This is a genomic window from Janthinobacterium sp. SUN137 (assembly GCF_030587265.1).
Taxonomy (GTDB): Bacteria; Pseudomonadota; Gammaproteobacteria; order Burkholderiales; family Burkholderiaceae_D; genus Janthinobacterium; species Janthinobacterium kumbetense.
Genome location: NZ_JAPWHZ010000003.1, coordinates 1,097,694 through 1,119,402 on the forward strand (window position 1 = coordinate 1,097,694; position 21,709 = coordinate 1,119,402).

Annotated in this window: 21 protein-coding genes, 4 tRNA genes and 1 riboswitch; of the genes, 13 read left to right on the forward strand and 12 right to left on the reverse strand. The window is 64.2% G+C overall.

Annotated features, from left to right (window positions below):
- The 6 genes from O3298_RS19985 to glyA all read right to left on the reverse strand — a co-directional run bounded on the left by O3298_RS19985 (position 1) and on the right by glyA (position 8,400).
- A complete protein-coding gene (locus tag O3298_RS19985; protein ID WP_305060341.1) occupies positions 1 to 3,855 on the reverse strand; it encodes a pilus assembly protein in 3,855 nt (1,284 codons plus the stop codon).
- 92 nt (positions 3,856 to 3,947) lie between these two features.
- Complete coding sequence (locus O3298_RS19990; RefSeq protein ID WP_305060342.1) at positions 3,948 to 4,577, reverse strand: PilX N-terminal domain-containing pilus assembly protein; 630 nt, start codon at positions 4,575 to 4,577, stop codon at positions 3,948 to 3,950.
- 39 nt (positions 4,578 to 4,616) lie between these two features.
- Complete coding sequence (locus tag O3298_RS19995; RefSeq protein WP_305060343.1) at positions 4,617 to 5,576, reverse strand: PilW family protein; 960 nt, start codon at positions 5,574 to 5,576, stop codon at positions 4,617 to 4,619.
- Positions 5,573 to 6,142 (reverse strand): type IV pilus modification protein PilV, encoded by a 570-nt coding sequence (pilV, locus tag O3298_RS20000; protein WP_305060344.1) that lies wholly within the window; start codon positions 6,140 to 6,142, stop codon positions 5,573 to 5,575. Before pilV ends, O3298_RS19995 begins: the two co-directional genes overlap by 4 nt.
- 242 nt (positions 6,143 to 6,384) lie before the next feature.
- Positions 6,385 to 6,846 carry a transcriptional regulator NrdR gene (gene nrdR / locus O3298_RS20005; protein ID WP_077401309.1) on the reverse strand — a complete coding sequence of 154 codons (462 nt, stop codon included), beginning with the start codon at positions 6,844 to 6,846 and terminating at the stop codon, positions 6,385 to 6,387.
- Between the two features lie 306 nt (positions 6,847 to 7,152).
- The gene (glyA, locus tag O3298_RS20010; RefSeq protein WP_034786580.1) at positions 7,153 to 8,400 is read right to left on the reverse strand and encodes a serine hydroxymethyltransferase; all 1,248 of its coding nucleotides are present in this window, start codon (positions 8,398 to 8,400) and stop codon (positions 7,153 to 7,155) included.
- Positions 8,401 to 8,511: 111 nt separating this feature from the next.
- A riboswitch (ZMP/ZTP riboswitch) is annotated at positions 8,512 to 8,636 on the reverse strand.
- A gap of 314 nt (positions 8,637 to 8,950) precedes the next feature.
- On the opposite strand from glyA, the gene ybgC reads away from it, so the two are divergent.
- The 9 genes from ybgC (at position 8,951) to O3298_RS20055 (ending at position 14,653) form a co-directional block, all read left to right on the forward strand.
- Positions 8,951 to 9,352 carry a tol-pal system-associated acyl-CoA thioesterase gene (ybgC, locus tag O3298_RS20015; RefSeq protein WP_099387060.1) on the forward strand — a complete coding sequence of 134 codons (402 nt, stop codon included), beginning with the start codon at positions 8,951 to 8,953 and terminating at the stop codon, positions 9,350 to 9,352.
- Between the two features lie 47 nt (positions 9,353 to 9,399).
- Positions 9,400 to 10,089 carry a protein TolQ gene (gene tolQ, locus O3298_RS20020; protein WP_034759183.1) on the forward strand — a complete coding sequence of 230 codons (690 nt, stop codon included), beginning with the start codon at positions 9,400 to 9,402 and terminating at the stop codon, positions 10,087 to 10,089.
- A 15-nt stretch (positions 10,090 to 10,104) separates the two neighbouring features.
- Positions 10,105 to 10,545, forward strand: a complete 441-nt coding sequence (locus O3298_RS20025; RefSeq protein WP_223278896.1) for an ExbD/TolR family protein — start codon at positions 10,105 to 10,107, stop codon at positions 10,543 to 10,545.
- 48 nt (positions 10,546 to 10,593) lie between these two features.
- Positions 10,594 to 11,613: a cell envelope integrity protein TolA gene (gene tolA, locus O3298_RS20030; RefSeq protein ID WP_289899311.1), complete on the forward strand. Its 1,020-nt coding sequence runs from the start codon at positions 10,594 to 10,596 to the stop codon at positions 11,611 to 11,613.
- 5 nt (positions 11,614 to 11,618) lie between these two features.
- The gene (gene tolB / locus O3298_RS20035) at positions 11,619 to 12,887 is read left to right on the forward strand and encodes a Tol-Pal system beta propeller repeat protein TolB (protein ID WP_369811619.1); all 1,269 of its coding nucleotides are present in this window, start codon (positions 11,619 to 11,621) and stop codon (positions 12,885 to 12,887) included.
- Positions 12,888 to 12,930: 43 nt separating this feature from the next.
- Complete coding sequence (gene pal / locus O3298_RS20040) at positions 12,931 to 13,452, forward strand: peptidoglycan-associated lipoprotein Pal (protein ID WP_034786578.1); 522 nt, start codon at positions 12,931 to 12,933, stop codon at positions 13,450 to 13,452.
- Positions 13,453 to 13,586: 134 nt separating this feature from the next.
- A complete protein-coding gene (gene ybgF / locus O3298_RS20045; protein ID WP_099664974.1) occupies positions 13,587 to 14,345 on the forward strand; it encodes a tol-pal system protein YbgF in 759 nt (252 codons plus the stop codon).
- A gap of 67 nt (positions 14,346 to 14,412) precedes the next feature.
- A tRNA-Lys gene (locus tag O3298_RS20050) sits at positions 14,413 to 14,488 on the forward strand.
- Positions 14,489 to 14,577: 89 nt separating this feature from the next.
- A tRNA-Lys gene (locus O3298_RS20055) sits at positions 14,578 to 14,653 on the forward strand.
- A gap of 51 nt (positions 14,654 to 14,704) precedes the next feature.
- Here the strand turns inward: O3298_RS20055 and O3298_RS20060 are convergent.
- From O3298_RS20060 to O3298_RS20075, 4 genes are all read right to left on the reverse strand, one after another.
- On the reverse strand, positions 14,705 to 14,998 hold the full coding sequence (locus O3298_RS20060; protein WP_305060345.1) for a BrnA antitoxin family protein: 294 nt from the start codon (positions 14,996 to 14,998) through the stop codon (positions 14,705 to 14,707).
- The gene (locus O3298_RS20065; RefSeq protein ID WP_305060346.1) at positions 14,958 to 15,230 is read right to left on the reverse strand and encodes a BrnT family toxin; all 273 of its coding nucleotides are present in this window, start codon (positions 15,228 to 15,230) and stop codon (positions 14,958 to 14,960) included. The genes O3298_RS20060 and O3298_RS20065 overlap by 41 nt, the downstream gene beginning before the upstream one ends.
- An 83-nt stretch (positions 15,231 to 15,313) precedes the next feature.
- On the reverse strand, positions 15,314 to 16,444 hold the full coding sequence (locus O3298_RS20070; protein WP_305060347.1) for an acyltransferase: 1,131 nt from the start codon (positions 16,442 to 16,444) through the stop codon (positions 15,314 to 15,316).
- 122 nt (positions 16,445 to 16,566) lie between these two features.
- The gene (locus O3298_RS20075) at positions 16,567 to 16,908 is read right to left on the reverse strand and encodes a helix-turn-helix transcriptional regulator (protein WP_305060348.1); all 342 of its coding nucleotides are present in this window, start codon (positions 16,906 to 16,908) and stop codon (positions 16,567 to 16,569) included.
- Positions 16,909 to 17,014: 106 nt separating this feature from the next.
- Between O3298_RS20075 and O3298_RS20080 the strand changes: the two genes are divergently transcribed.
- The gene (locus tag O3298_RS20080; protein ID WP_305060349.1) at positions 17,015 to 18,103 is read left to right on the forward strand and encodes an NADH:flavin oxidoreductase/NADH oxidase; all 1,089 of its coding nucleotides are present in this window, start codon (positions 17,015 to 17,017) and stop codon (positions 18,101 to 18,103) included.
- On the opposite strand, the gene O3298_RS20085 is transcribed toward O3298_RS20080, so the two are convergent.
- Positions 18,097 to 19,584 (reverse strand): MDR family MFS transporter, encoded by a 1,488-nt coding sequence (locus tag O3298_RS20085; RefSeq protein ID WP_305060350.1) that lies wholly within the window; start codon positions 19,582 to 19,584, stop codon positions 18,097 to 18,099. The two genes, O3298_RS20080 and O3298_RS20085, sit on opposite strands and share 7 nt — an antisense overlap.
- Positions 19,581 to 20,039 carry a MarR family winged helix-turn-helix transcriptional regulator gene (locus O3298_RS20090; protein WP_305060351.1) on the reverse strand — a complete coding sequence of 153 codons (459 nt, stop codon included), beginning with the start codon at positions 20,037 to 20,039 and terminating at the stop codon, positions 19,581 to 19,583. Before O3298_RS20090 ends, O3298_RS20085 begins: the two co-directional genes overlap by 4 nt.
- Before the next feature lie 119 nt (positions 20,040 to 20,158).
- On the opposite strand from O3298_RS20090, the gene O3298_RS20095 reads away from it, so the two are divergent.
- From O3298_RS20095 to O3298_RS20105, 3 genes are all read left to right on the forward strand, one after another.
- Positions 20,159 to 20,234: transfer RNA gene (locus O3298_RS20095), tRNA-Lys, on the forward strand.
- A 71-nt stretch (positions 20,235 to 20,305) separates the two neighbouring features.
- Positions 20,306 to 20,381, forward strand: a tRNA-Lys gene (locus tag O3298_RS20100).
- A 212-nt stretch (positions 20,382 to 20,593) separates the two neighbouring features.
- A complete protein-coding gene (locus O3298_RS20105; RefSeq protein WP_305060352.1) occupies positions 20,594 to 21,694 on the forward strand; it encodes an alkene reductase in 1,101 nt (366 codons plus the stop codon).
- Positions 21,695 to 21,709 lie beyond the last annotated feature (15 nt).

Genomic DNA, 21,709 nt, shown 5'->3' on the forward strand with positions numbered 1-21,709 from the left:
CTATTTTTTCTTGGCCGCCTCGTGCAATTCGCGCCAGTTCGCCACTTCCCGCCAGCTGAGGCGCCGGGCCGGCAGCGGCGCGCTGACGACCTTGAGCGCCGCCCCGCTGGACGCGCCGGGCAAGCCCGGTTGCAGCACGGCCAGTTCCTTGCGCCCCTCGGCCCGCCCTGCCGCCGTCGGGGCGCCCACCGTGCTGTTCAGTTCGAGCGCCAGCGGCGGCGCGCGCACCAGGCCATCGAACAAACGCCCCGTCTGCGCGCCCACCTGCACGACACCGGCGCCATCGGCGGCAAAACCGCTCAGCACATCGAGCACGTACAGGCGCGTGGCCGGCTTGGAGCAAGGATCGCGCCCCGGCAAGACAGTGTTGAACAGCACCTTGCCGGCGGCCAGCACGGGACTGCTGACGCTGCGTTCGCCCGTTTGCCCGGTATTGAGGAAATCGAGGTACCAGCCGCGCATGGCGTCACTGCCCGTGTAGCGCAATTCGGCGCCGTCGACGCGCACGCCGCCCGCCGCCTCGCCCAGGCTGCGCTGCTCCAGGTCGGCCCGGCTGCGCGTGGAAGATGACTCGCGCACATCGTCGTGCACGGCATAAAACGATTGCGACAGGAAGGCGGAAGGCCAGGTATCGGCCGCTTCGACCAGCTTGCCCGTGCCGAACAGCAGCACATAGCCGCCGCCGGGCGCGTAAGCCACGCTCAGTTGCTGCGTCACGGGCTGGCGCCGGCCCTGTGCATCGCGCGCGACAAAGACGAGCTTGCGTCCCTGCCCCTCCTTCCACGGCGGCCCGCCAGCCATGTCGAGGCGCCAGATATTGCCCTGCAAATCACCCGCATACATATACGCCAGCGCGCCGTCGCTGCCCGGCACCACGGCGGGCGGACCCAGCGCCTGGGGCATGGCGTCCACATCCGCGTTCGCGCCCGCATCAGCGTCGTGGCCGCCGCCATTCGCCACGGGCACCTTGAGGCGGAAGTAATTACTTCCCAACACCCATGGCGTGCCGGCGGCCTTGTCCAGCGCCAGCAGGAAGATTGCGGCGGCCGACGCGGGCGCCGTCGTGTCCTTGCCATCGTTCACATGGTTGTTGTAGCCGCTGGCGACGATGGCAAAGTCGCGGTAGGCCGGCGCGCCCTCCTTGCCACCCATATTGATGCGGGCGAAGGCGGGCGGCGCGCGCACATTGCCCATCAGCCTGTCGTCGCGGTCCGTAAATTCCCACAGCGCCCCGTCTTGCGCGAAGCGGGCCGGGTCGGTGATATCGAGCGCAAACACGCCCTGCGCCCCGCCGCCCATGCCCGACACCAGCACCGTCTTCCAATGTCCCAGCGCCAGCACTTCCGCCGTGGCCGCCGCGCCGTCGAGCAGCGGACCGGAGCTGTAGTGAGTGCTCGCAGCGGCTGGCGCAAGGTGCAGCAGCGCTTGCGGCAGATAGGCAAACAATTCGCTGCCCGTGCGCGCATCGAAGGCATGCAGCAAGCCATCGCTGGCGCCCAGGTACAGCATTTTGCGCCGCTGCAGCAGCGCCTGGCGGTGCAAGCCATAGCCGGCGCCCGGCATGCCCAGCCCGGGCGCGCCCACGTACAGCAGATTGCCGTATGGCGCCGCGCCCAAGCTGCCTGGCCTGCGCCGCAGGAAGCCGCCTGGCTGGCCCACCTCGTGCGTGCGCTGGCCCAACAGGTACGCCAGGCGCGCCTCGCCCCGGCCATCGCCACTGTCGAATGCGCCGCGCTGCGCTGCATCAAGGCGGTTCCAGGCCAGCGGCGTCAGGCTGCCCTGGGCGTCTAGCGTGTAGACGGGACGCAAGGACGCAGGCGCGCCATCCGGCACGGGCTTATCCTGTCCACCGGCAATCCACCATGGCTTGCCGGGAAGCAATGCGCCATCGGCCCCCACGGCAAACGCGGTGCGCGACAAGGTCATGCCGCCATCGGCCAGGCGCAGCTGCGTCTGGAACCAGTATGCCTCTTCCGTGCCGGTGGCCAGCGCCATCAGGGCCGGTCCTGCGAGCGCCGCCGGCAAGGTGCCCTTATCGGCTGCCGCGAAGGCTGCGCGCAGTCCCGCGATCAGGGCGGCAGGATCGCTGCCGGGCAAGTAATGGCCGGGCCAGCGGCCATCGAGGCTCCATTCATCCAGCGCGCCGCCCGTCGCGCTCTTGAAGGGGTTGGCGTCGCCATTCGCATCGAGAAAGCCGCCATACTTGGACGCCAGCAGCAAGGGGGTAGAGGCAGGAGTGGCGGCAGATTCGCCGGCCGGGTCGCCCTGGCGCAAGTCGCCCGCATAATGCTCGACCTTTGCACCGCCGTCGTTCTTGCCGCCGGGACGCAGGGCCTGCACGTGCGACCAGTAGGCCAGGCCCGCCGCATGGTAGCTGGCGCCGCCCGCCCCGTCGGCCAGCAATTCCAGCGCCGCCAGCTCCGGCCGTGGTGCGGGATTGCCGGGCGTGCCGCCGCTTTCCAGGCTGCCCACCGCATGCGTCCAGGCCATCGCATCGAACGGCGGCGGCGCAAAACCGTCCGGCGCGCGGGCGCGGTCGCCGGATGCGGCGGGAGTGACCGGGACATTGCCGGGCACGTAACGGTCGCCCGCCATGCCCGCATCGCCGAGGCTGACGACGATATGCCGCTGGCAACTGGCCGTTTGCGGGTCGCTCCATTGGGTCACGACCAGCAAGCCGTCGTCGATGGCAGGCGGGGCCGTGGCAGGCGGCACCGGGGCGCTCGCTTGCCGTCCCTGCAGGTAGCGCAGCGATTCGTACAGCAATTCGGCCAGCGGCGCCGCCCTGGCGTACGCGCCAGGATGCCCCGCATTGCCGCGGCCCAGGCCATTGATGTAAGCGGTCACCCCGCCGCCAAGGCCCGCGCCCTGGGCCGCAGCTTCGGCCACATATACGCCGGTGGCGGGATTCCACTCGGCGCCGGCATTGTCTTGCGGCAAATAGTCGGGCGCCGTCCAGCGCTGCCTGCCCACGTGGGCCAGCGGCGCGCGCAGCACACCGCCATACACGGGGCCGGCGCTGGCGGGCATGCCGTTCAAATGACCAAACACGCCCACGCGCACCCTGCCGCCATGGCGCTGCACGGCGCCCACCGGCTTGTAGTTCTTGCCATACGCCAGGCACAAGTCGTCGCGCAGCGGCCCCTCGTCAGCGTCGCACACGCGCACGCGCGCGAGGAACACCCCGTGCGTGGCAGCAAGGCCAGGCGCATCGCAAGTGCCGCCCGCAGACTGGCCAAGGCTGGCGTCGCCGAACAGCAGGCGGTTGCGGCAGGAAACGATGGCCAGTTGCGCCAACGCAAATGGCGTCGCCGCCGCCACGCCGGCCTGCAAGACCTTGCGCGGGAAAAAGACGGGGTGGGCAAAAAAGTCGATGGGGCTGTCGGCGTCAGGCAGGTAGGCGCGCTGCAGCACCGTCTTGCGCACTTCGTCGATGACGCGGTCGCCGCCCGTCAGGGCGTAGCGGACGAGGTCGAGCATGCTGGTGCTGGCCCAGTTGAGAAAGTTGCCGCTGAAACTATCGCCGCCGCAACCGTGCAGCGCATCGGCCGGTTTCAGCACGGAGAAGTAAGCGGTCGCTACGCGCAAGTCCGGCAGCATGAGGCCATCCTTGCTGCGATACGGATAGCTGTAGCACATGCGCGTATGGAAGTACCCTGCGTACTCGCGCTGCGGCGCATAGTCGCCGCCATACGCGGCAGCGGCTGCCGCATGCGTGAAGGACAGGTTGAGCAACAGATTCGGCGGCACCCTGGCGCCGTGCAAGCCCGCGTCGGCCCGTGCCAGCGTCACCGGCGGGACGGCGGCGGCAAGGGCGCCGCCGCAACAGAGGCTGGCCAGACAGGCCAACAGCATCAGCCAGACGCAGCCGGCATGCTGCCGGGCAAACCGCAAAGCAAGCCACAAAGTGGACGGCAAAGTGGGCGGCAAGATGAACCACGACGCCCTCATGGCCCCGCTCCAGCCGCCTGCTTGCGGTAATAAGTTTGCAACACGACTTGCGTGCTTTCCTGCGCGCCAAAACCGATGGCCGTGATGCGGTACACATAGCTTTCCGTGGCCAGGCCGCCAGTTACTGCCGTGGCCTGTGCGCCGGGCGGGTGAAACGGCAGCAATTCGATAAGGTAGCGGGGCCGGCGCGACGGCAGGAAACCCTGCCCCGTCTGCATGACGGCGCCCGTAAACTGGCCATACGGCACGGCGCGGCTGCTTCCTTCGGCGCCATCGAGGTCCATGCTCAACCAGAGGGCCGGCGCCTCCGGGGCCGCGGGCAGGCACAGACCCAGTGCGCCTCCCTCGCCGCAGCCGTCCGCGAACCCGGCCGCACTGCCTGGTGCGAATAGGCTGCTGCGTCCCGGCGCGCCGGGAAAGCCTTCGATATCGTTCTGCGCATCCACCAGAGCCTCCTCCGCCGCCTGAAACGCGATCTGCCGGTCGCGCTCGCCGCGCGCCGCCTTTTCTCCCTGCAAGGCCATCTGCGCCGCCGATATGCCCAGCAACAAGATGATCACCAGCAGGCACAGCACATACACGAGGGTGGCGCCGCCGCATCGCGCACAAGGTGGGCGCCAAGGCACGCGACAGCGGACGCCCGCGCCAGCCATCGCGCCGCCCGCCTAGGCCGGCCCGTTGCGCAGCATGATGCTCGTCTGCACCAGTTGCCGCAGCCGCGAACGCGTCGCGGCAGGCAAGGACGCGCGCGCGATGCGCACGCCCGTGTCGCCGGCGCCATGCGCCTCGGCATACGCCTTGCCGAACAGGTCGAACTGCGCCGGCCCCAGTTCCGCCATCTTGTCGGCCTGTCCCGCCTCGCCATGCAGCAACAGCGCCACGCGCACGCTGGCCACGCGTTTCCAGTGCGTGCGCCGTTGAAAATCGCGCTGGCGCGCAGCCGCGTCCGCCCCCTCCAGCAGCAGCGCCGCATCGTAGGCGTCGAGCGTGCTGGCGTTGACATAGCGGTTCGCCACGCCGTCAGGCGGCGTATCCGTGTCGAGGCCATACAGCACCTGGAAAGCATCGACGCCACGGATGACGGCGTCCGCGCCCCAGCCGTTCGCACCCCGGTATTTGCAGCGCAGCTCGCCTTCGCCATCGGCGCCCTGCGCCACGTAGAAGATGCTCCAGCCCCGCTGCGCCTCCGTTTGCGCGGCGCCCACGCCAAAGCCGGCGCAATTGAGGACGGAACCGTCGCCGCCCTCTTCCTTGCCGGCGCCGTAATAGCGCAGGGCCAGCACGTCGCTGCCATGCAGGGCGCCGGGCAGCGCGCCGCTGATGCCGTCGCTGTTCTTGCCCAGGCTGCGCGCGTCAAGCCCGGCGATATTCGCGCTGTCGTAATCCGCATGGGCAACGGGCGCGGCGCCGCTGTCCCAATTCACATACGCCGTCTGGCGCACGGCGCGGGCGATGGCATCGAGCGCATAGCGGGCGTTGTCATCCAGGCGTGCGCTGGCGGACTGGTCGCCATAGCTGCCGCTGGCCGCCAGCAGCACGCTACTGGCGGCCAGCATCAACAGCGCACCGAGCGACAGGGCCACCAGCAATTCGACCAGGCTCATGCCACGATGCCCGCCGTTCATGCGCCGCCCCCGCCCAGCTGGAAAGCCAGCCTGGGCAGCGACTCGCCTGCCGCATTCACGGCGGGCGAGCCATCGGGCAGGCGGCCGCGCCAGCCCAGCTTGATGACGATGGGCGCCCCCTTGCCGCCGCTGCACGCCCACTGCAAGCCCTGGGCGGCGGCATCCCACGCGGCAAGGTCGCGGCAGATGCGCAGGCGCGCGCCGGGCAAGGCCGCATGCAGCCCCTGCTTCCATTCGGCGATGTCGAATTGCGCCAGCTCGGCCGCGCTGCAGGCGGCAACGCCAAGACAGTCCGGCGCGCCGCCGCCAGCTTCGGCGCCGTCCGCCGCCGCATATGCCACGTTCAGGTAGGGATTGCCCGCATCGGGGCCATTCATGAGCACGTTGTTCGCGCGCATGCGCTCGGCCATGCCGGCGGCCAGTTGCACGCCCGCCGACAGCAGCGCCGACTCGTGGCGCGCGCGCAGGGCGTTCAATTGCAGGATGCTGGCGCCCAGCAGGCCCAGCGCCAACAGCAGCAGCGACACCAGCACTTCGACGAGGCTGCTGCCACCCGCAGAAAACATAGTGCGACCGCCCTTGCGCATGCGCTACTCCCTTCCGCAGAAAGAGCCGCAGGAACAGGCGGCCCAGCTACAAGATAGGCGCGCGCAAAAACCCGCGTCTGCGCTAGCGCAAACAGGACGATGATAAGTCGAGAAGAACGGCGGTGGGATTGATCAGACCGCTTGCCAGGCAAGCGCTGGCATGGTGAACACGGGGCGCAGGAGCGGCCCCATTGTCGGCAAAGTGAATGTCCGGGTAAGCGTCAGGGCTTGCGCGCCTGGCCCACTTCGGCGATCGCGTCCTGGAACTCGGCCAGGTCTTCGAAATTCTTGTAGACGGAGGCAAAGCGGATGTAGGCGATCTTGTCCAGGCGCTTGAGTTCCTGCATGACGAGTTCGCCGATATAGCCGGATTCGACTTCGCGCAAGCCGCTGGTGAGCAGCTTTTCCTGGATGGACGCGATGGCCGTATCCACAGAGGCGGCCGCGACGGGACGCTTACGCAAGGCCAGCATCAAACTGCCGCGCAACTTATCCGCAGCGAACTCCGTCCGGCTGCCATTCTTTTTGACGACGGCCGGCATGATAAGTTCAATGCGTTCGTACGTGGTAAAACGCTTGTCGCATTTGCCGCAGCGGCGGCGGCGCCGAATGGCATCCCCTTCCTCCGATACGCGCGTATCGAGAACCTGGGTGTCGCCGTGCTGGCAAAATGGACATTTCATGGGCTGGCTACAACTTTATAGTAATAATTACGGGAAATCGCCGCCCTTGTACAAAGGGCGCCCGAATCACTCCGGGCGCCCTTGGGCACGACTGGAATGTGTCATACAGAATCTTACTCCGTATGACACATTCTGGACAAATAATTAGCGACTATTCCGGTAAGGAGCGTCTGCAGCAGATTGCTCATCGGTCGCGCGGACAAGGCGCGAGGAGGACGCATGGCTAGCCATGCTACGACGAGCAACGCAGTACCCGCTTCCGAGGGGCTGTCTGCTGTAGATGTATTCCTTCACCGGAACAGGCTCTTAAGCTGCGTACACAGGGTGCGCGTCGGCCAGTACTTTCACGGCCGCTTTCACGCGCTCGATGGTGGCGGCGTCATGCGGATTGTCCAGCACGTCGGCGATCAGGTTGCCCACTTCTTCCGCTTGCGCTTCCTTGAAACCGCGCGTCGTCATCGCCGGGCTGCCCAGGCGGATGCCCGAGGTGACGAACGGTTTTTGCGGGTCGTTCGGGATGCCGTTCTTGTTGCAGGTGATGTGCGCGGAACCGAGGATGGCTTCGGCTTCCTTGCCCGTCAGGTTCTTGGCGCGCAGGTCGACCAGCATGACGTGCGATTCGGTGCCGCCGGACACGATGCGCAGGCCGCGCTTGATCAGGGTTTTCGCCAGCACGTCGGCGTTCTTGATCACTTGCTTCTGGTATTCGACGAATTCAGGGCTCAGCGCTTCCTTGAAGGCGACGGCCTTGCCGGCGATCACGTGCATCAGCGGGCCGCCCTGGATGCCAGGGAAGATGGCCGAGTTGATGGCTTTTTCGTGTTCGGCCTTCATCAGGATGATGCCGCCGCGCGGGCCGCGCAACGATTTGTGCGTGGTCGAGGTGACGAAGTCGGCGAACGGCACCGGGTTCGGGTACAGGCCGGCGGCGATCAAGCCGGCGTAGTGGGCCATGTCGACCATGAAGTAGGCGCCCACTTCCTTGGCGATCTTGCTGAAGCGTTCGAAGTCGATCTTTTTCGAGAATGCCGACGCGCCGGCGATGATCAGCTTGGGCTTGCGTTCGCGGGCCAGGCGTTCCATTGCCTCGTAGTCGATGTCTTCTTCCGCCGTCAAGCCGTAGGAAACGACGTCAAACCATTTGCCGGACATGTTCAGCGGCATGCCGTGGGTCAGGTGACCGCCTTCGGCCAGCGACATACCCATGATCAGGTCGCCTGGTTTCAACATGGCGAAGAACACGCCCTGGTTCGCCTGCGAGCCGGAATTCGGCTGCACGTTTGCGCATTCGGCGCCAAACAGCTGTTTCACGCGGTCGATGGCCAGTTGCTCGGCCACGTCGACGTATTCGCAGCCGCCGTAGTAGCGCTTGCCTGGATAGCCTTCGGCGTACTTGTTCGTCAGCTGCGAGCCTTGCGCTTCCATTACGGCTGGCGACGTGTAGTTTTCCGACGCGATCAGTTCGATGTGGTCGTGCTGGCGCGTGTTCTCTTTTTGAATGACGGCGAACAATTCAGGATCGACGTTGGCGAGGTTGTGATCTTTTGCAAACATGTAAAAACTCCAAGTATGAGGGTGCTTGTACTGGCAGGTTGGATCGAATGAGGGGAGCCGGCGTTAAGTGAATAACAACATTGGACAGGCAGCCTCTTCGTGCTTTTCCATAGTGGCTACCCAGGCGAACGGCTGATGAAAAATCTCACGTTTCCCGGTGGGTGCCCACCTTTCGCCGGTTTGCCGACCGCCATTCATGGAGATCGCCCGACTTTTCGCCAGTCACGTGAGACGTAATGGAAGTCAAATTGTAAGTTAAGTACCCAAATTGAGCAAGGAATGCAACCGTGCGGCTATAATCGCCGCGCGCTATCGCAGCCCGGGCGCGGCCACAGGCAGCCCCGGGGATGGCCGCCGCTTTTAAGCTGGGCTTAAACCTGACCATGGCATGTAAGCGTATGTTACGAAGCTTGCCATTGCACACGCCGGATTTACAATGCTGCGGTGCAACTTATATGCAGCTTTTGCATGGCTTTCCAGCAAGCGCCCACAGTCACAAGAAGAAAAATCGCGTAAAATGTTGCTCAATCTCACTACTGGCGCAATAAACATGCCTTCAGTCTTTACCTGGAACGTACGTGTCTACTATGAAGACACCGACGCCGGCGGCATCGTCTATTACGCTAACTACCTGAAATTCTTCGAGCGCGCGCGCACCGAATGGCTGCGCGCCATCGACGTGGGCCAGCAGGCATTGCTGGAACAGCATGACGCGATGTTCGTTGTCAAAAGCGTCAACGCCGACTATCATGCGCCAGCCAGGCTCGATGACACGGTAAGATTAACCTTAAGCATAGAAAAAATGGGGCGTGCCTCCATCGTCTTCCTGCAACAAGCCTGGTGCGGCGACCGCCTGCTCAACACGGCCCGCGTCAAGATCGGCTGCGTCGATTCGGCACTGCGCCCGCGCGCCGTGCCTGATGCAGTCGCGGCCCGCATGCGCGCCGCCTGAGCCCTACCCGCCACCTCCGGACAATTCACCCAACAGACTGCCAGCCAATGAACGTTACACAAGATCTTTCTTTCCTCGCGCTCATCTCCAATGCCCATTTGATCGTGCAACTGATCATGGCCCTGCTGCTGCTGATTTCCCTGACCAGCTGGACCTACATTTTCCGCAAGATGTTTGCCGTGCGCCAGGCGCGCAAGCAAACCATCGAATTCGAACGCAGCTTCTGGGCCGGCGGCAACCTGCATGCGCTGCACCAGAACGCCAGCGGCAACCGCGACCAGAGCGGCGCGCTGGCCCGCATCTTCGACGCCGGCATGGGCGAATTCATCAAGGGCAAGGCTTCCTACGGCTCGCGCGAAGCGCTGGACGTCGGCGCCGTGCTCGACGGCGCACGCCGCGCCATGCGTGCCGCCTTCCAGCGTGAAATGGACGTGCTCGAATCGCACCTGGCCTTCCTCGCGTCCGTCGGCTCCGTCTCGCCGTACATCGGCCTGCTCGGTACCGTCTGGGGCATCATGAATGCCTTCCGCGGCCTGGCCAACGTGCAGCAAGCCACCCTGGCCGCCGTCGCGCCCGGCATTGCCGAAGCGCTGATCGCCACCGCCATCGGCCTGTTCGCGGCCATTCCCGCCGTCGTCGCCTACAACCGTTTTTCGCATGACATCGACCGCCTGGCGATCCGCTTCGAGAGCTTCGTCGAGGAATTCTCCAACATCTTGCAGCGCCAGTCGCGCTAAGAGGGAGCAAGGTCCATGGGTTCCTCCTTTAATAGTGGCGGCATGCGCGGTGGTCGTGGCCGCAAGTTCAAGTCCGAGATCAACGTCGTGCCGTATATCGACGTGATGCTGGTGCTGCTGATCATTTTCATGGTGATGCCGTCGTCGAACAATCCCAGCGTGGTGAACTTGCCCAACGCGGAAAAGTCGGCGAAACCGCCCGATGACTATATTCAGATCGTGCTGAAGCCGAATGGTTCGCTGTCGATCGGCGTCATCGGCAAGGAACAGCTGTCGCCGGAAACGGAACCGAACCGCGACGCCCTGCTGCGCAAGCTGCGCGGTTTGCACGAAAGCAATCCCGACTATCCCGTGATGATCGCGGGCGACAAGGAAAGCAAGTACGACGATGTGATCCAGCTCATTTCGGAAGCAAAAAAAATGGGCATTACCCGCGTCGGCCTGGCCACCAAGTAAGCGCAGCACCCTGTTTCCAGACTTGACCGTTTTTAGATAGACTAGACTTTGCAGACCAAACAAATCGACCATGTACTCGGCAAGCCCTACAGCGTGCCGCGCGAACGCAGCCGCTGGCCCTCGCTGGGCCTGGCGCTGGCGATGCACCTTGGCCTGCTGTTTTTCCTGTGGGTGGGCGTACACTGGCAAAATACGGAACCTGTCGCTGTCGAAGCGGAAGTGTGGGACCTGAAAGTGCAGACGGCCGCGCCGCCGCCCGAAGTGGCGACGGAACCGGAGCCGACACCGGCGCCGCCGCCGGAACCGCAAGTGGAACAGCCGGCCCCGCCGCCACCGCCGCCCGTGGCAGCGCCCGAGCCGAAGGTCGACCTGCGCGAGGCGGAGATCGCCCTCGAACGCAAGAAGGCCAAGCTGAAAGAAGAAAAAGAGAAAGCGGCAGCGGAAGAACGCCGCAAGCAGGAATTGAAGGAACGCGAGGAAGAAAAGCGCGAACTGGAAAAACAGAAGCAAAAAGAAAAAGACAAGGCTGAAAAGCTGGAAAAAGAAAAGGCCGACAAGCTGGAGAAAGCCAAGCAAGCCAAAGAGAAAGAAAAAGCGGCGGAAGAAAAAGCCGAGAAAGAACTGTCCGATAAAAAAGCGGCAGCGGAAAAAGCGGCCAAGGCGAAAAAAGCGGCTGCTGAAAAAGCGGCAGCCGACAAATTGCGTGCCGATGACATGAAGCGGATGATGGCGCAGGCAGGCAATGGCACAACAGGTACGGCCGCGAAAGCGACCGCGCCACGCAAGGACAGCGGCTATGTCGCTGCCCTGACGAGCAAGATCAAGAGCAATATCGCGTACAGCGGTAGCACGGACGTGCCGGGCAACCCGCGCGCCGTGTTCAAGATCGAGCAACTGCCAACTGGGGAAATTATTTCGGTCCGAAAGATTAAAAGTAGCGGCCTGCCGGCGTATGACAGCTCGGTGGAAAACGCCATTAATAAATCGTCGCCACTGCCGAAGAAAAAAGACGGCACCGTGGAACGCGAGATTGAACTCATATTCGAGATGAAGGATTTGCCTAAATGATGACCATGAAAAAAATGAGCTATGTCGTGCTCTGCGCCGGCCTGATGCTGGGAGCCTCCGGCGCCCAGGCGCAGCTGCGCGTGGAGATTACGGGGATCGGCAGCAACCAGATCCCGGTGGCTGTCGCCAGCTTCGTCAATGAATCGGCGGCGCCGCAGTCGCTGTCGGGCATTATCAAGGCCGACCTGGCGCGCAGCGGCGTGTTCAAGCTGATCGACGCCGATGCGCCCGTATCGGAAACGGCGCCCGTCAGCTACGAGCAGTGGAAATCGCGCGGCGCCGACGCCCTGGCGGCCGGCACCGTGCAAAGCATGGCCGATGGCCGCCTGGACGTGCGCTACAAGCTGTTCGATACCATCAAGGGCGCCCAGATCTCCAGCATGAACAATGCGGCCGCGCCGCAATTCAACCGCTTGCTGGCGCACAAGATCGCCGACGACATCTATGAAAAGTTGACGGGCGTCAAAGGCGCGTTCGCCACGCGCATCGCCTACGTCACGCAATCGGGCCGCGAATACCGCCTGGAAGTGGCCGACGCCGATGGCGAAGGCATCCAGGTCGCCCTGCGTTCGAACGAGCCGATCATTTCGCCGTCGTGGTCGCCGGACGGCACCAAGGTCGCGTATGTGTCGTTCGAAAAGAAAAAGCCCATCGTCTACGTGCAAAACCTGGTGACGCGCCAGCGCACCATCGTGTCGAATGAAAAAGGCAGCAACTCGGCGCCGAGCTGGAGCCCGGACGGCTCGCGCCTGGCCGTGGCCCTGTCGCGCGACGGCCATACCCAGGTCTACACCGTCAATGCCGACGGCAGCGGCTTGCGCCGCGTCAGCACCAGCAGCGGCATCGATACGGAACCCCAATTCTCGGCCGATGGCCAAAGCATTTATTTCACCAGCGATCGTAGCGGCGGACCACAAATCTACCGCATGTCGACCAGCGGTGGCGAAGCCAAGCGCGTGACGTTTGGCGGCTCCTACAACATCAGCCCGCGGATTTCGTCCGACGGGAAGACACTCGCTTATATTTCCCGTCGCGACGGCAATTTCCAGCTCTACGCGCTCGACCTGGCTAGTGGCCAGGAACTGCGCCTGTCGGACACCGCCAACGACGAATCACCGAGCTTTTCGCCCAACGGGAAATATATCATGTACGCGACCGAATCCGGACGACGCAAGTCGCTGGCAGTGGTATCGGTGGATGGCCGCGTCAAACAGCGTTTGACTACGCAAGCTGGCAATATCAAGGAGCCCACCTGGGGTCCTTTTATGAAGTAAATGCTGTACAGTTTCACCTTTAACCATGACCCGGAGAATAAAAATGAGTAACTTTAAAAGTTTGGCTTTCATCGCCGCTACCGCAGCCCTGCTGTCCGCCTGCAGCACCCCAGTCAAAGTCGCAGAGACCCCAGTGGTTGAGCGCGCTCCTGAAAAAGTCGTCGCTCCAGTTGACACCCGTCAAGTTCAGCCAGTAACGACCGCATCGGTCGATCCACTGGACGATCCAAAAGGCGTGCTGGCTAACCGCAGCATCTACTTCGACTTCGACAAATACGTCGTGCGCGAAGCGGACACCCCAGTCGTGCAAAACCACGCTGGCTACCTGGTGAAAACGCCTAGCCGCAAGATCCTGATCCAAGGTAACACCGATGAACGCGGTGGCGCTGAGTACAACCTGGCCCTGGGCCAGAAACGTGCTGAAGCCGTGCGCAAGTCGATGGCAGCCCTGGGCGTGCCAGAAGGCCAAATGGAAGCCGTGTCGCTGGGCAAAGAAAAGCCTAAAGCTCAAGGCAGCAACGAAGCAGCATGGGCAGAAAACCGCCGCGCTGACATCGTTTATTGATGTTCAGGGGTGAGCGCGGCAGCATTGACGCTTACCTAACTGGCCAGTCATAGGCATAATAATGGGGCGCAGCGCGGTGATTCACCGCCCGGCGCCCCGTTTGCATGTTTGCGTAACTTTTGAAAGCCCGACTCATGATGACATTCTCGAAAGCCGGCGTCGCCGCCGCCTTGATGGCCGCGTTTGCCTACCTGCCCCTGCACGCCAACGCCGCCCTGTTCGATGACGACGAAGCACGCAAGGCCATCCTCGAGCTGCGCGCCAAGGTCGACGCCATGGCGCGCGACCTGAACAGCCGCATCGACGCCAAGGCGGACAAGACCAGCACCTTGAGCCTGCTCAACCAGCACGACCAGACCATGCAGGAGATCGCCCGCCTGCGCGGCCAGATCGAAGTGCTGGGCAACGACCTGGCAAACACGCAAAAGCGCCAGAAGGATTTCTACACCGATATCGACGCGCGCCTGCGCAAGCTCGAACCGCGCCAGGTCACCATCGACGGCCAGGAAGCGGCCGTGGGCGTGTCCGAGCAAAGCGCGTACGAATCCGCGTTCGGCCTGTTCAAGTCGGGCGATTACAAGGGCGCCGTGACGGCCCTGGACGGCTTCGTGAAACGCTATCCGGAATCGGCCTATGCGGCCAACGCGCAATACTGGCTGGGCAACGCCTATTACGCCCAGCGCGACTGCAAGAGCGCCATCACGGCCCAGCAGGCCGTGCTGAAACACTACCCGGACAGCCCGAAAGCGCCCGACGCCATGCTCAACATCGCCAGCTGCTACACGGAGCTGAAAGACAAGCCGAACGCGACCAAGACGCTGAACGCCCTGATCTCGCGCTACCCGGACTCCAGCGCGGCCCAGGCGGCCAAGGAACGGGGCGGCAAAAAGTAAAAGCGGGGAAAAAGTTGCCCGTTAGGTTTGACAGAATCCCGGGCACCCCCTATAATCTTTCTTCTTCGGGTCGTTAGCTCAGCTGGTAGAGCAGCGGACTTTTAATCCGTTGGTCGCAGGTTCGAATCCCGCACGGCCTACCACGAATACGCAGTACTGATCTGCTTGCGAGTTGTTATAGCAAGCATTTTTTTACGGCACAGTGTTACCGAAGTTGTTGTAAAAAGTTTTTGGGTCGTTAGCTCAGCTGGTAGAGCAGCGGACTTTTAATCCGTTGGTCGCAGGTTCGAATCCCGCACGGCCTACCAAATACTATGAAGAAGCCAACCGTTCGCGGTTGGCTTTTTTATTTTCTAGGCTTACCTGGATCGCAGCCACTCCTTCAACGCATCATTCATGCGTGTTTGCCACCCATCGCCGGTGGCCTTGAAGGCTTCGAGGATGTCGGCATCGAAGCGTATGGTCGTGCTGACCTTGCCACCGGTGCCAGCGGGTCTGCCGCGGCGGCGTACCGCCTCCTGCTGCGCCTCGGGACGGGAAACGGGCTTATCGCCCACTTGCCAGACACCCTGCTCGAAAAAACCGTCCGTCAATTCAGGCGCATCGTCCGGATCAGCCCAGGCTTTGCTTGTATTTGTCGATTTCGCGTTCATTTGCCTTCCTCATGCTGATGATTCTGCGCGCCCGGCCACGCGGCGTCCAGACCAGTACAACCAGGCGCTCGTCAAGCCAACCTGCAGTGATGAAGCGGGGTTCGCCGTAGTCCTGGCGCTGGTCCGGCAGCGTAATGGTGAGGCCGTCAAACACTACACGCGCACGCGCAAGGTCGAGACCACACTCCCTGAGCGCCCTTTCACGCTTGACAGCATCAAAAGTGATTCTCATTATTTATTGTAGTAACAAATAATAGAAACAGCCAGCCCTGTTTCGCGAACAAGGGCGCCATCGGGACGGCTACATCACCACCCTTAACGCGACACCAGCGCCGGCCTCCCGGCCAGATGCGCCACCACGCTGCCCATCGCCCGCCCCAGCGGCACCTCCACCCAGCGGTAAAACGCGGCGCCGGCCGCCAGGCTGGCGCCCCAGGCCGTCAGCATGCCCAGCGCCTGCCACTCCGGCTCAAGCGGGACATAGCTGATAAACAGCGCATTGACCAGCAGGCTGACGGGAAAGTGGACGAGAAACACGGCATACGAGATGCGTCCGAGGGCGTTGATGACATTCCAGGCGCCGCCCTGGGACGGCGTGCGGGCGCGGCCGAACAGGAACAGGGCGCAGGCGACGATCAGCGCCAGGGCGATGCGGCTGCGGTAGTCGACGGCCAGGGCCAGCAGGACGGGCACGGCGGCCATGGCCATGAGCGCGGTCATGGCGCCGGGTTTGCGGGCCGGATCGCTGGCCCACCAGGCCAGCATGCCGAGACCGTAGCTGCCGAAGAAATACGGCGCCCAATTGTCCCAGCCCGCGTCGAGATTGAAATACAGCAAGGAAAAAGTGATGCCCGCAGTGACGGCCAGCGGCATCAGCCAATGCCCGCGCCGCTGGCCCGCCAGGCGGCCGCCCAGCCACAGCAACGCTACCGTCAGCAAGTACAGCTGGAAATCGATGGCCACGTACCAGGCGCCGGCCGACAGCGACTCATAGCCGAGCACGCCGTGCAGCAGCAAGGCATGGGCGCTCAGCTGGCCCAGGGTGACAGCGGCCGACATGGAATCGTGCAGCATCCAGATGCCGGCCACGGGCGTGACGATGGCCGCGAGCAAGGTGGCGGCCAGGAAAGGCGGCGCCAGCTTGGCGTAGCGGCGCCAGATCGCCTGCAGCGGCGCGGCAATGCCGGGGCGGCCGGCGGGCGACAGGGATTTGGCGACGAGAAAGCCGCCGATGACGAGAAACACTTGCACGGCGATGCGCGCGCTGCCGCCCAGCCAGCCTAGCAGCTCGGGCAACAGGGGTTGCACGTAGTCGGACATGGGGCCGTAAAACGCCAGGTGATGCAACACGATCAACTGCGCCGCGCCTGCCTTCAAACCATTGATCCAGCCAAACTGCGGACGATGTGCCAGGTCCGCCTGTGATACCACTGCTGCTGCCGTCATTCCCATCCCTTGCCATGCCAGGCAGTGTCGCCAGCCCATCGCGCAACAGGCGCACGGCTGAGGATTTACCGAAAGGCCGATATGATAGCCGAGCCTGGAAAATGGCGGGGTACGGCAGGCGGCTAAACTGTCGGCTTTTCCGCCTGCGGCGGCTCGGACACCAAGGGCTGCTGCGCCAGGATCGCGTCCAGCAAGCCGGGGAAGCGGCTCTCGATATCGGCGCGGCGCAAGGTGTTCATGTGCGTCGTGCCCGCGTTTTCCGTGTAGACGAGGCCCGCTTCGCGCAAGACCTTGAAATGGTGGGAAACGGTCGATTTCGGCCGTCCGCCGTCGAGGTCGCCGCAAGCGGCCGCGTCGACTCTGGCCAGGTGGCGCACGATGTCGAGGCGGATGCTATCGCTCAAGGCGTACAGCACGCGCTCGAGGACGAATTCGCTGGCGGGAGGATGTTTGTGTGGGCGCATGAGCAGAATCATACAGCATGCGCTATACTAATTCCATTATTCGAATATTTACGAACTACCGAATCAGAATTCCCTGACATTTCTACCAACAAACACAAAGGCCACCATGTCCGCCCTCTTCCAGCCCTACACCCTCAAAGGCATCACCCTGCGCAACCGTATCGCCGTGCCGCCCATGTGCCAGTACATGGCCGTCGATGGCCAGGCCAACGACTGGCATCTGTCGCATTACGCGGGCATGGCGCGTGGCGGCGCGGGCCTGGTGATCGTCGAAGCGACGGCCGTGGCGCCCGAAGGCCGCATCACGCCCGGCTGCACGGGCATCTGGAACGATGACCTGGCGCAAGCCTTCGTGCCCGTCGTGAAAGCCATCAAGGCGGCCGGCTCCGTTCCCGGCATCCAGATCGCCCACGCGGGCCGCAAGGCCAGCGCCAACCGTCCCTGGGAAGGCGACGACCATATTGCCGAAGGAGACTCGCGCGGCTGGCAAACCATCGCCCCGTCCGCCATCGCCTTTGGCGGCGGCCTGCCGAAAGTGCCGCGCGCCATGGACCTCGACGATATTGCCCGCGTGAAACAGAACTTCGTCGACGCGGCCGTGCGCGCCCGCGAAGTGGGCTTCGAATGGCTGGAGCTGCACTTCGCCCACGGCTACCTGGCGCAAAGCTTCTTTTCCGCCCACTCGAACCGGCGCGACGATATCTATGGCGGCAGCCTGGAAAACCGCAGCCGCTTCCTGCTGGAAACCTTGAAAGCCGTGCGTGAAGTGTGGCCCGAGCACCTGCCGCTGACCATCCGCTTCGGCGTGCTGGAATTCGACGGCCGCGACGAGCAAACCCTGCTCGAATCGATGGCCCTCGTGCGCCAGTTCAAGGATGCCGGCATGGATATGCTCAGCGTCAGCATGGGCTTCACCATTCCCGACGTGGCGATTCCGTGGGGTCCGGCCTTCATGGGCCCGATCGCCGAGCGCGTGCGCCGCGAAGCGGGCGTGCCCGTCTCGTCCGCCTGGGGCTTCGGCACGCCGGCCATCGCCGAGCGTGTCGTCAAGGAAGAGCAGCTGGACGTGGTGATGGTCGGCAAGGCGCACCTGGCCAACCCGCACTGGGCATATTTTGCCGCCAAGGAACTCGGCGTGGAACGCGCCTCGTGGACCCTGCCGGCGCCCTACGCGCACTGGCTGGAACGCTACTGATCATCCTTCACCGTCGCCGGATGCCCCTCCAGGGGCAGTTCCGGCAGGAACAGCAGGAAGACCAGTCCCACCAGCAGCAGCACGGCGCCGGCGCCAAACACGCTGGCGATCGCATGCCGGTACACCTCCACCGTCTGCACTGCCGCCTGCGCACCCAGCGCCGAGACGGCTTCCACGCCATGCTGGTGCAGCTGGCGGGCGAGGATGGCGCCGGACGCCGTCACGCCCAGCAAGCCGCCCAGCGAGCGGAAAAAGGCCAGCATGGCCGTGCCCACGCCGCGGCGCGCCAGCGGCAAGGCATTTTGCACGGCGATCGTCATGTTCGGCATCACCAGTCCCAGCCCCGTGCCGAGGAAGAAGATGGCCGGCTCGATGATCCAGTAACCGCGCGACGTTTCCATGGCCCAGGCCAGCACGGCAAACGCCACGACCGCCACGGCCAGACCCGCCACCTGCACCATCTTGTACTTGCCCGAACGCGACAGCACCCGGCCGTTGAACATCGACGACGCCACCAGCCCCACCATCATCGCCACCGTCATCACGCCCGATTCGGCGGGACTGGTACCCATCACCAGCTGGAAGAACAGGGGAAAGAAGACGCTGGCGCCCATCAGGCCCATGAACGTCATGGCCATCACCAGGCTGGCGATATTGAAGGTGCGGTTCTCGAACAGGTCGGGCGGCAGCACGGGTTCATCCACCCGTCCCACGTGGAAGGCCAGCCAGATCCCCAGTAGCACGGCGACGCCGCCGCACACCTTGATCGCCAGCGCATCCCATGGCCACTCGGTGCCGCCCAATGCCAGCACCAGCAGCGCCGCCGTGACGGCGCCCGTCAGCAAGGCGGAGCCAAGATAGTCGATCTTGTGCGCATGCGCGGGCGCGGGTTTGCGCATGGCGCGCGCGATGATGACGAAGGCAGCCGCGCCGACGGGCAGGTTGACAAAGAAAATCCAGTGCCACGACAAGGCGTCCGTGATCACGCCGCCCAGCACGGGCCCCAGCACGCTGGTGACGGCAAACACGATGGGCACCATGCCTTGCCGCTTGCCCCGCTCGGCGGGCGGCACGATGTCGCCGATGATGATCTGCGCCAGCGGCATGAAGCCGCCCGCGCCCAGGCCCTGGATGGCGCGGAAGATGATCAGTTCCGTCATGTTCTGCGCCAGCCCGCACAGCACGGAACCGAGCAGGAAAGTCAACAAGGCCGTGAAGATCATGGGGCGGCGGCCGTACTGGTCGGCCAGCTTGCCGTACAGGGGCATGGTGGCCGTCGAGGCCAGCACATACGCCGTCACCACCCACGACAGGTGCGCCATGCCGCCCAGGTCATCGACGATGCGCGGCAAGGCCGTGGCGACGATGCTCTGGTCCAGCGCGCCCAGGCCCAGCACGGCCATCAGGCCCAGGTAGGTGGCGCGCACTTCGCGCTCCGTCAATGGCGCCTCTGCGCGTGCGGGTATGCCAAGGCCGCTCATGCCTGGCCTATCTCGAGCAGCGGCTGCATGGCGGCGGCCAGCGCATCGACCTGCTGCGGCGTCAGGCGGGCGATGCGCCGCGCCAGCGCATCGCGGCGGCGCGCGCGCAAGGTGTCGAGGATGGCCAGGCCATGCGCGGACACGTGCAGACCGGAACGGCGCCGGTCCTGCGGATCGGGCGCGCTGCGCTCGACGAGACCCGCCTCTTCCAGCGACTTGACCTGCGCGCTGACGGTCGGCCCGCGCACGTTCTGCAGGCGCGCCAGCGCGGCCACGCCGATGCCGGGCTGCTCGTGGATCAGCGCCAGCAGCATGTACTGCATCATCGACACGCCGCCTTCCAGCTCGCCCCCTTCGCGCTGCATGGAGCGCAGCAGGCGCTTGAACGCCGTGCGCAATTCATCGGACAGCGCCAGCGCGCGTTCGGGGATAGGAAGGTCTTCGGTAGTGGACATGGAAATATATAAGTAGGTAGGCTATCTACTCATATTAGTCCGCCCTCGAGCGCTGCGCAAGGTTTTTTCCACCCCCGCCCTTCCCAAAACCGCCGTTGGCCGTCATAATAGCCGCCCTTGGGTCGTTAGCTCAGCTGGTAGAGCAGCGGACTTTTAATCCGTTGGTCGCAGGTTCGAATCCCGCACGGCCTACCAAGATTCAGTCGTCAGCATGGCAAGCATGTTGATACGGCACAGCGTTACCGCAGTAAGTAGTCAAAGTTTTTGGGTCGTTAGCTCAGCTGGTAGAGCAGCGGACTTTTAATCCGTTGGTCGCAGGTTCGAATCCCGCACGGCCTACCAAATACTTCAGAGAAGCCAACCGTTCGCGGTTGGCTTTTTTGTTTTCCAGCCCTCCCCTCCCATCGCTCCCTGATTCAATCCTAACAGGATCGAGTCCATGGAATCAAACCAAGATTATCTTTTTCCAGTTCATAAATACAATGGACGGCATGGCGGCACAGGCAATGCCTGCGCCCGTATCACCGCATCGTATTTGACCGAAAGGACTGGCCATGAAAAAACTCTTCACTCCGTATGACCTCGCAGGACTGACCCTGCCCAACCGCATCGTCATGGCGCCCATGACGCGCTCGCGCGCCAGGGATGGCGTGCCCGATGAACAAACGGCGCTGTACTACGCCCAGCGCGCGTCGGCTGGCCTGATCATCAGCGAAGGCATCCCCGTCAGCCGCGAAGGCACGGGCTTTCTGTTCGTGCCCGGCCTGTACACGGATGCCCAGGAAGCCGGCTGGCGCCAGGTGTGCGACGCCGTGCACGCACGGGGCGGGCGCATCTTCGCCCAGCTGTGGCATGTGGGCCGCCTGTCGCATACGTCGCTGCAAGCCGGTGGCGCGGCGCCCGTGTCGTCCGTTGCGCGCCGCGCGGACAACTCGCCCGCGTTTGCCTGGGCGTCGCCTGGCGTGGCTGGACAAGTCCCCGCCAGCGCGCCGCGCGCCCTGGACGCCGCCGACATCCCCCGCATCGTCAACGATTTCGTGCTGGCCGCGCGGCGCGCCATGGCCGCCGGTTTCGATGGCATCGAACTGCATGGCGCGAACGGCTACCTGTTCGAACAATTCATCAACGGCGCCCTCAACACGCGCGACGACGCGTATGGCGGCACGATTTCCAAGCGCCTGCGTTTGATCCTCGACACCATCGACGCCCTGAGTGCGGAAGTGGGCGCGCAGCGCGTCGGCGTGCGCATCTCGCCATTCGGCCGCCTGTACGACATGCAGCCGTTCGACGACGAGGCGGCCACCTGGCTGGCCCTGGCCGAAGCGCTCAACGCGCGCGGCCTCGCCTACGTGCACACGAGCGACCAGCTGACCCTGGGGCAGACGCCGATTCCCGCTGGCTTCGCGGCCGACTTCCGCCGCGCCTACCGAGGCACGCTGATCTCGGCGGGCGGCTTCGACGGCGACAGCGCGGAAGCGGCATTGCAGGAGGGCCGCATCGACCTGGCCGCCTTTGGCCGCCCGTTCATCGCCAACCCCGACCTGGTCGAGCGCCTGCGCCATGGCTGGCCGCTGGCGCAGGCCGAGCGCGCCACCTTCTACGGCCCGCACGGCGCGAACGGCTATACGGACTACCCCGCCTTTGCGGCGCAATAAATAAAAGGACACACG

Excerpts from the sequence above, each read along its gene's own strand:
- tolB (WP_369811619.1), top strand. The coding sequence starts at position 11,619 with ATGAAAAAAATGAGCTATGTCGTGCTCTGCGCCGGCCTGATGCTGGGA.
- tolQ (WP_034759183.1), top strand. The coding sequence starts at position 9,400 with ATGAACGTTACACAAGATCTTTCTTTCCTCGCGCTCATCTCCAATGCC.
- O3298_RS20075 (WP_305060348.1), bottom strand. The coding sequence starts at position 16,908 with ATGCGCCCACACAAACATCCTCCCGCCAGCGAATTCGTCCTCGAGCGC.
- O3298_RS20090 (WP_305060351.1), bottom strand. The coding sequence starts at position 20,039 with ATGTCCACTACCGAAGACCTTCCTATCCCCGAACGCGCGCTGGCGCTG.
- pal (WP_034786578.1), top strand. The coding sequence starts at position 12,931 with ATGAGTAACTTTAAAAGTTTGGCTTTCATCGCCGCTACCGCAGCCCTG.
- O3298_RS19985 (WP_305060341.1), bottom strand. The coding sequence starts at position 3,855 with ATGCTGTTGGCCTGTCTGGCCAGCCTCTGTTGCGGCGGCGCCCTTGCC.
- O3298_RS20060 (WP_305060345.1), bottom strand. The coding sequence starts at position 14,998 with ATGAACGCGAAATCGACAAATACAAGCAAAGCCTGGGCTGATCCGGAC.
- O3298_RS20085 (WP_305060350.1), bottom strand. The coding sequence starts at position 19,584 with ATGAGCGGCCTTGGCATACCCGCACGCGCAGAGGCGCCATTGACGGAG.
- nrdR (WP_077401309.1), bottom strand. The coding sequence starts at position 6,846 with ATGAAATGTCCATTTTGCCAGCACGGCGACACCCAGGTTCTCGATACG.
- O3298_RS20065 (WP_305060346.1), bottom strand. The coding sequence starts at position 15,230 with ATGAGAATCACTTTTGATGCTGTCAAGCGTGAAAGGGCGCTCAGGGAG.
- ybgF (WP_099664974.1), top strand. The coding sequence starts at position 13,587 with ATGATGACATTCTCGAAAGCCGGCGTCGCCGCCGCCTTGATGGCCGCG.
- O3298_RS20080 (WP_305060349.1), top strand. The coding sequence starts at position 17,015 with ATGTCCGCCCTCTTCCAGCCCTACACCCTCAAAGGCATCACCCTGCGC.
- O3298_RS20025 (WP_223278896.1), top strand. The coding sequence starts at position 10,105 with ATGGGTTCCTCCTTTAATAGTGGCGGCATGCGCGGTGGTCGTGGCCGC.
- glyA (WP_034786580.1), bottom strand. The coding sequence starts at position 8,400 with ATGTTTGCAAAAGATCACAACCTCGCCAACGTCGATCCTGAATTGTTC.
- O3298_RS20070 (WP_305060347.1), bottom strand. The coding sequence starts at position 16,444 with ATGACGGCAGCAGCAGTGGTATCACAGGCGGACCTGGCACATCGTCCG.
- ybgC (WP_099387060.1), top strand. The coding sequence starts at position 8,951 with ATGCCTTCAGTCTTTACCTGGAACGTACGTGTCTACTATGAAGACACC.
- pilV (WP_305060344.1), bottom strand. The coding sequence starts at position 6,142 with ATGTTTTCTGCGGGTGGCAGCAGCCTCGTCGAAGTGCTGGTGTCGCTG.
- O3298_RS19995 (WP_305060343.1), bottom strand. The coding sequence starts at position 5,576 with ATGAACGGCGGGCATCGTGGCATGAGCCTGGTCGAATTGCTGGTGGCC.
- O3298_RS20105 (WP_305060352.1), top strand. The coding sequence starts at position 20,594 with ATGAAAAAACTCTTCACTCCGTATGACCTCGCAGGACTGACCCTGCCC.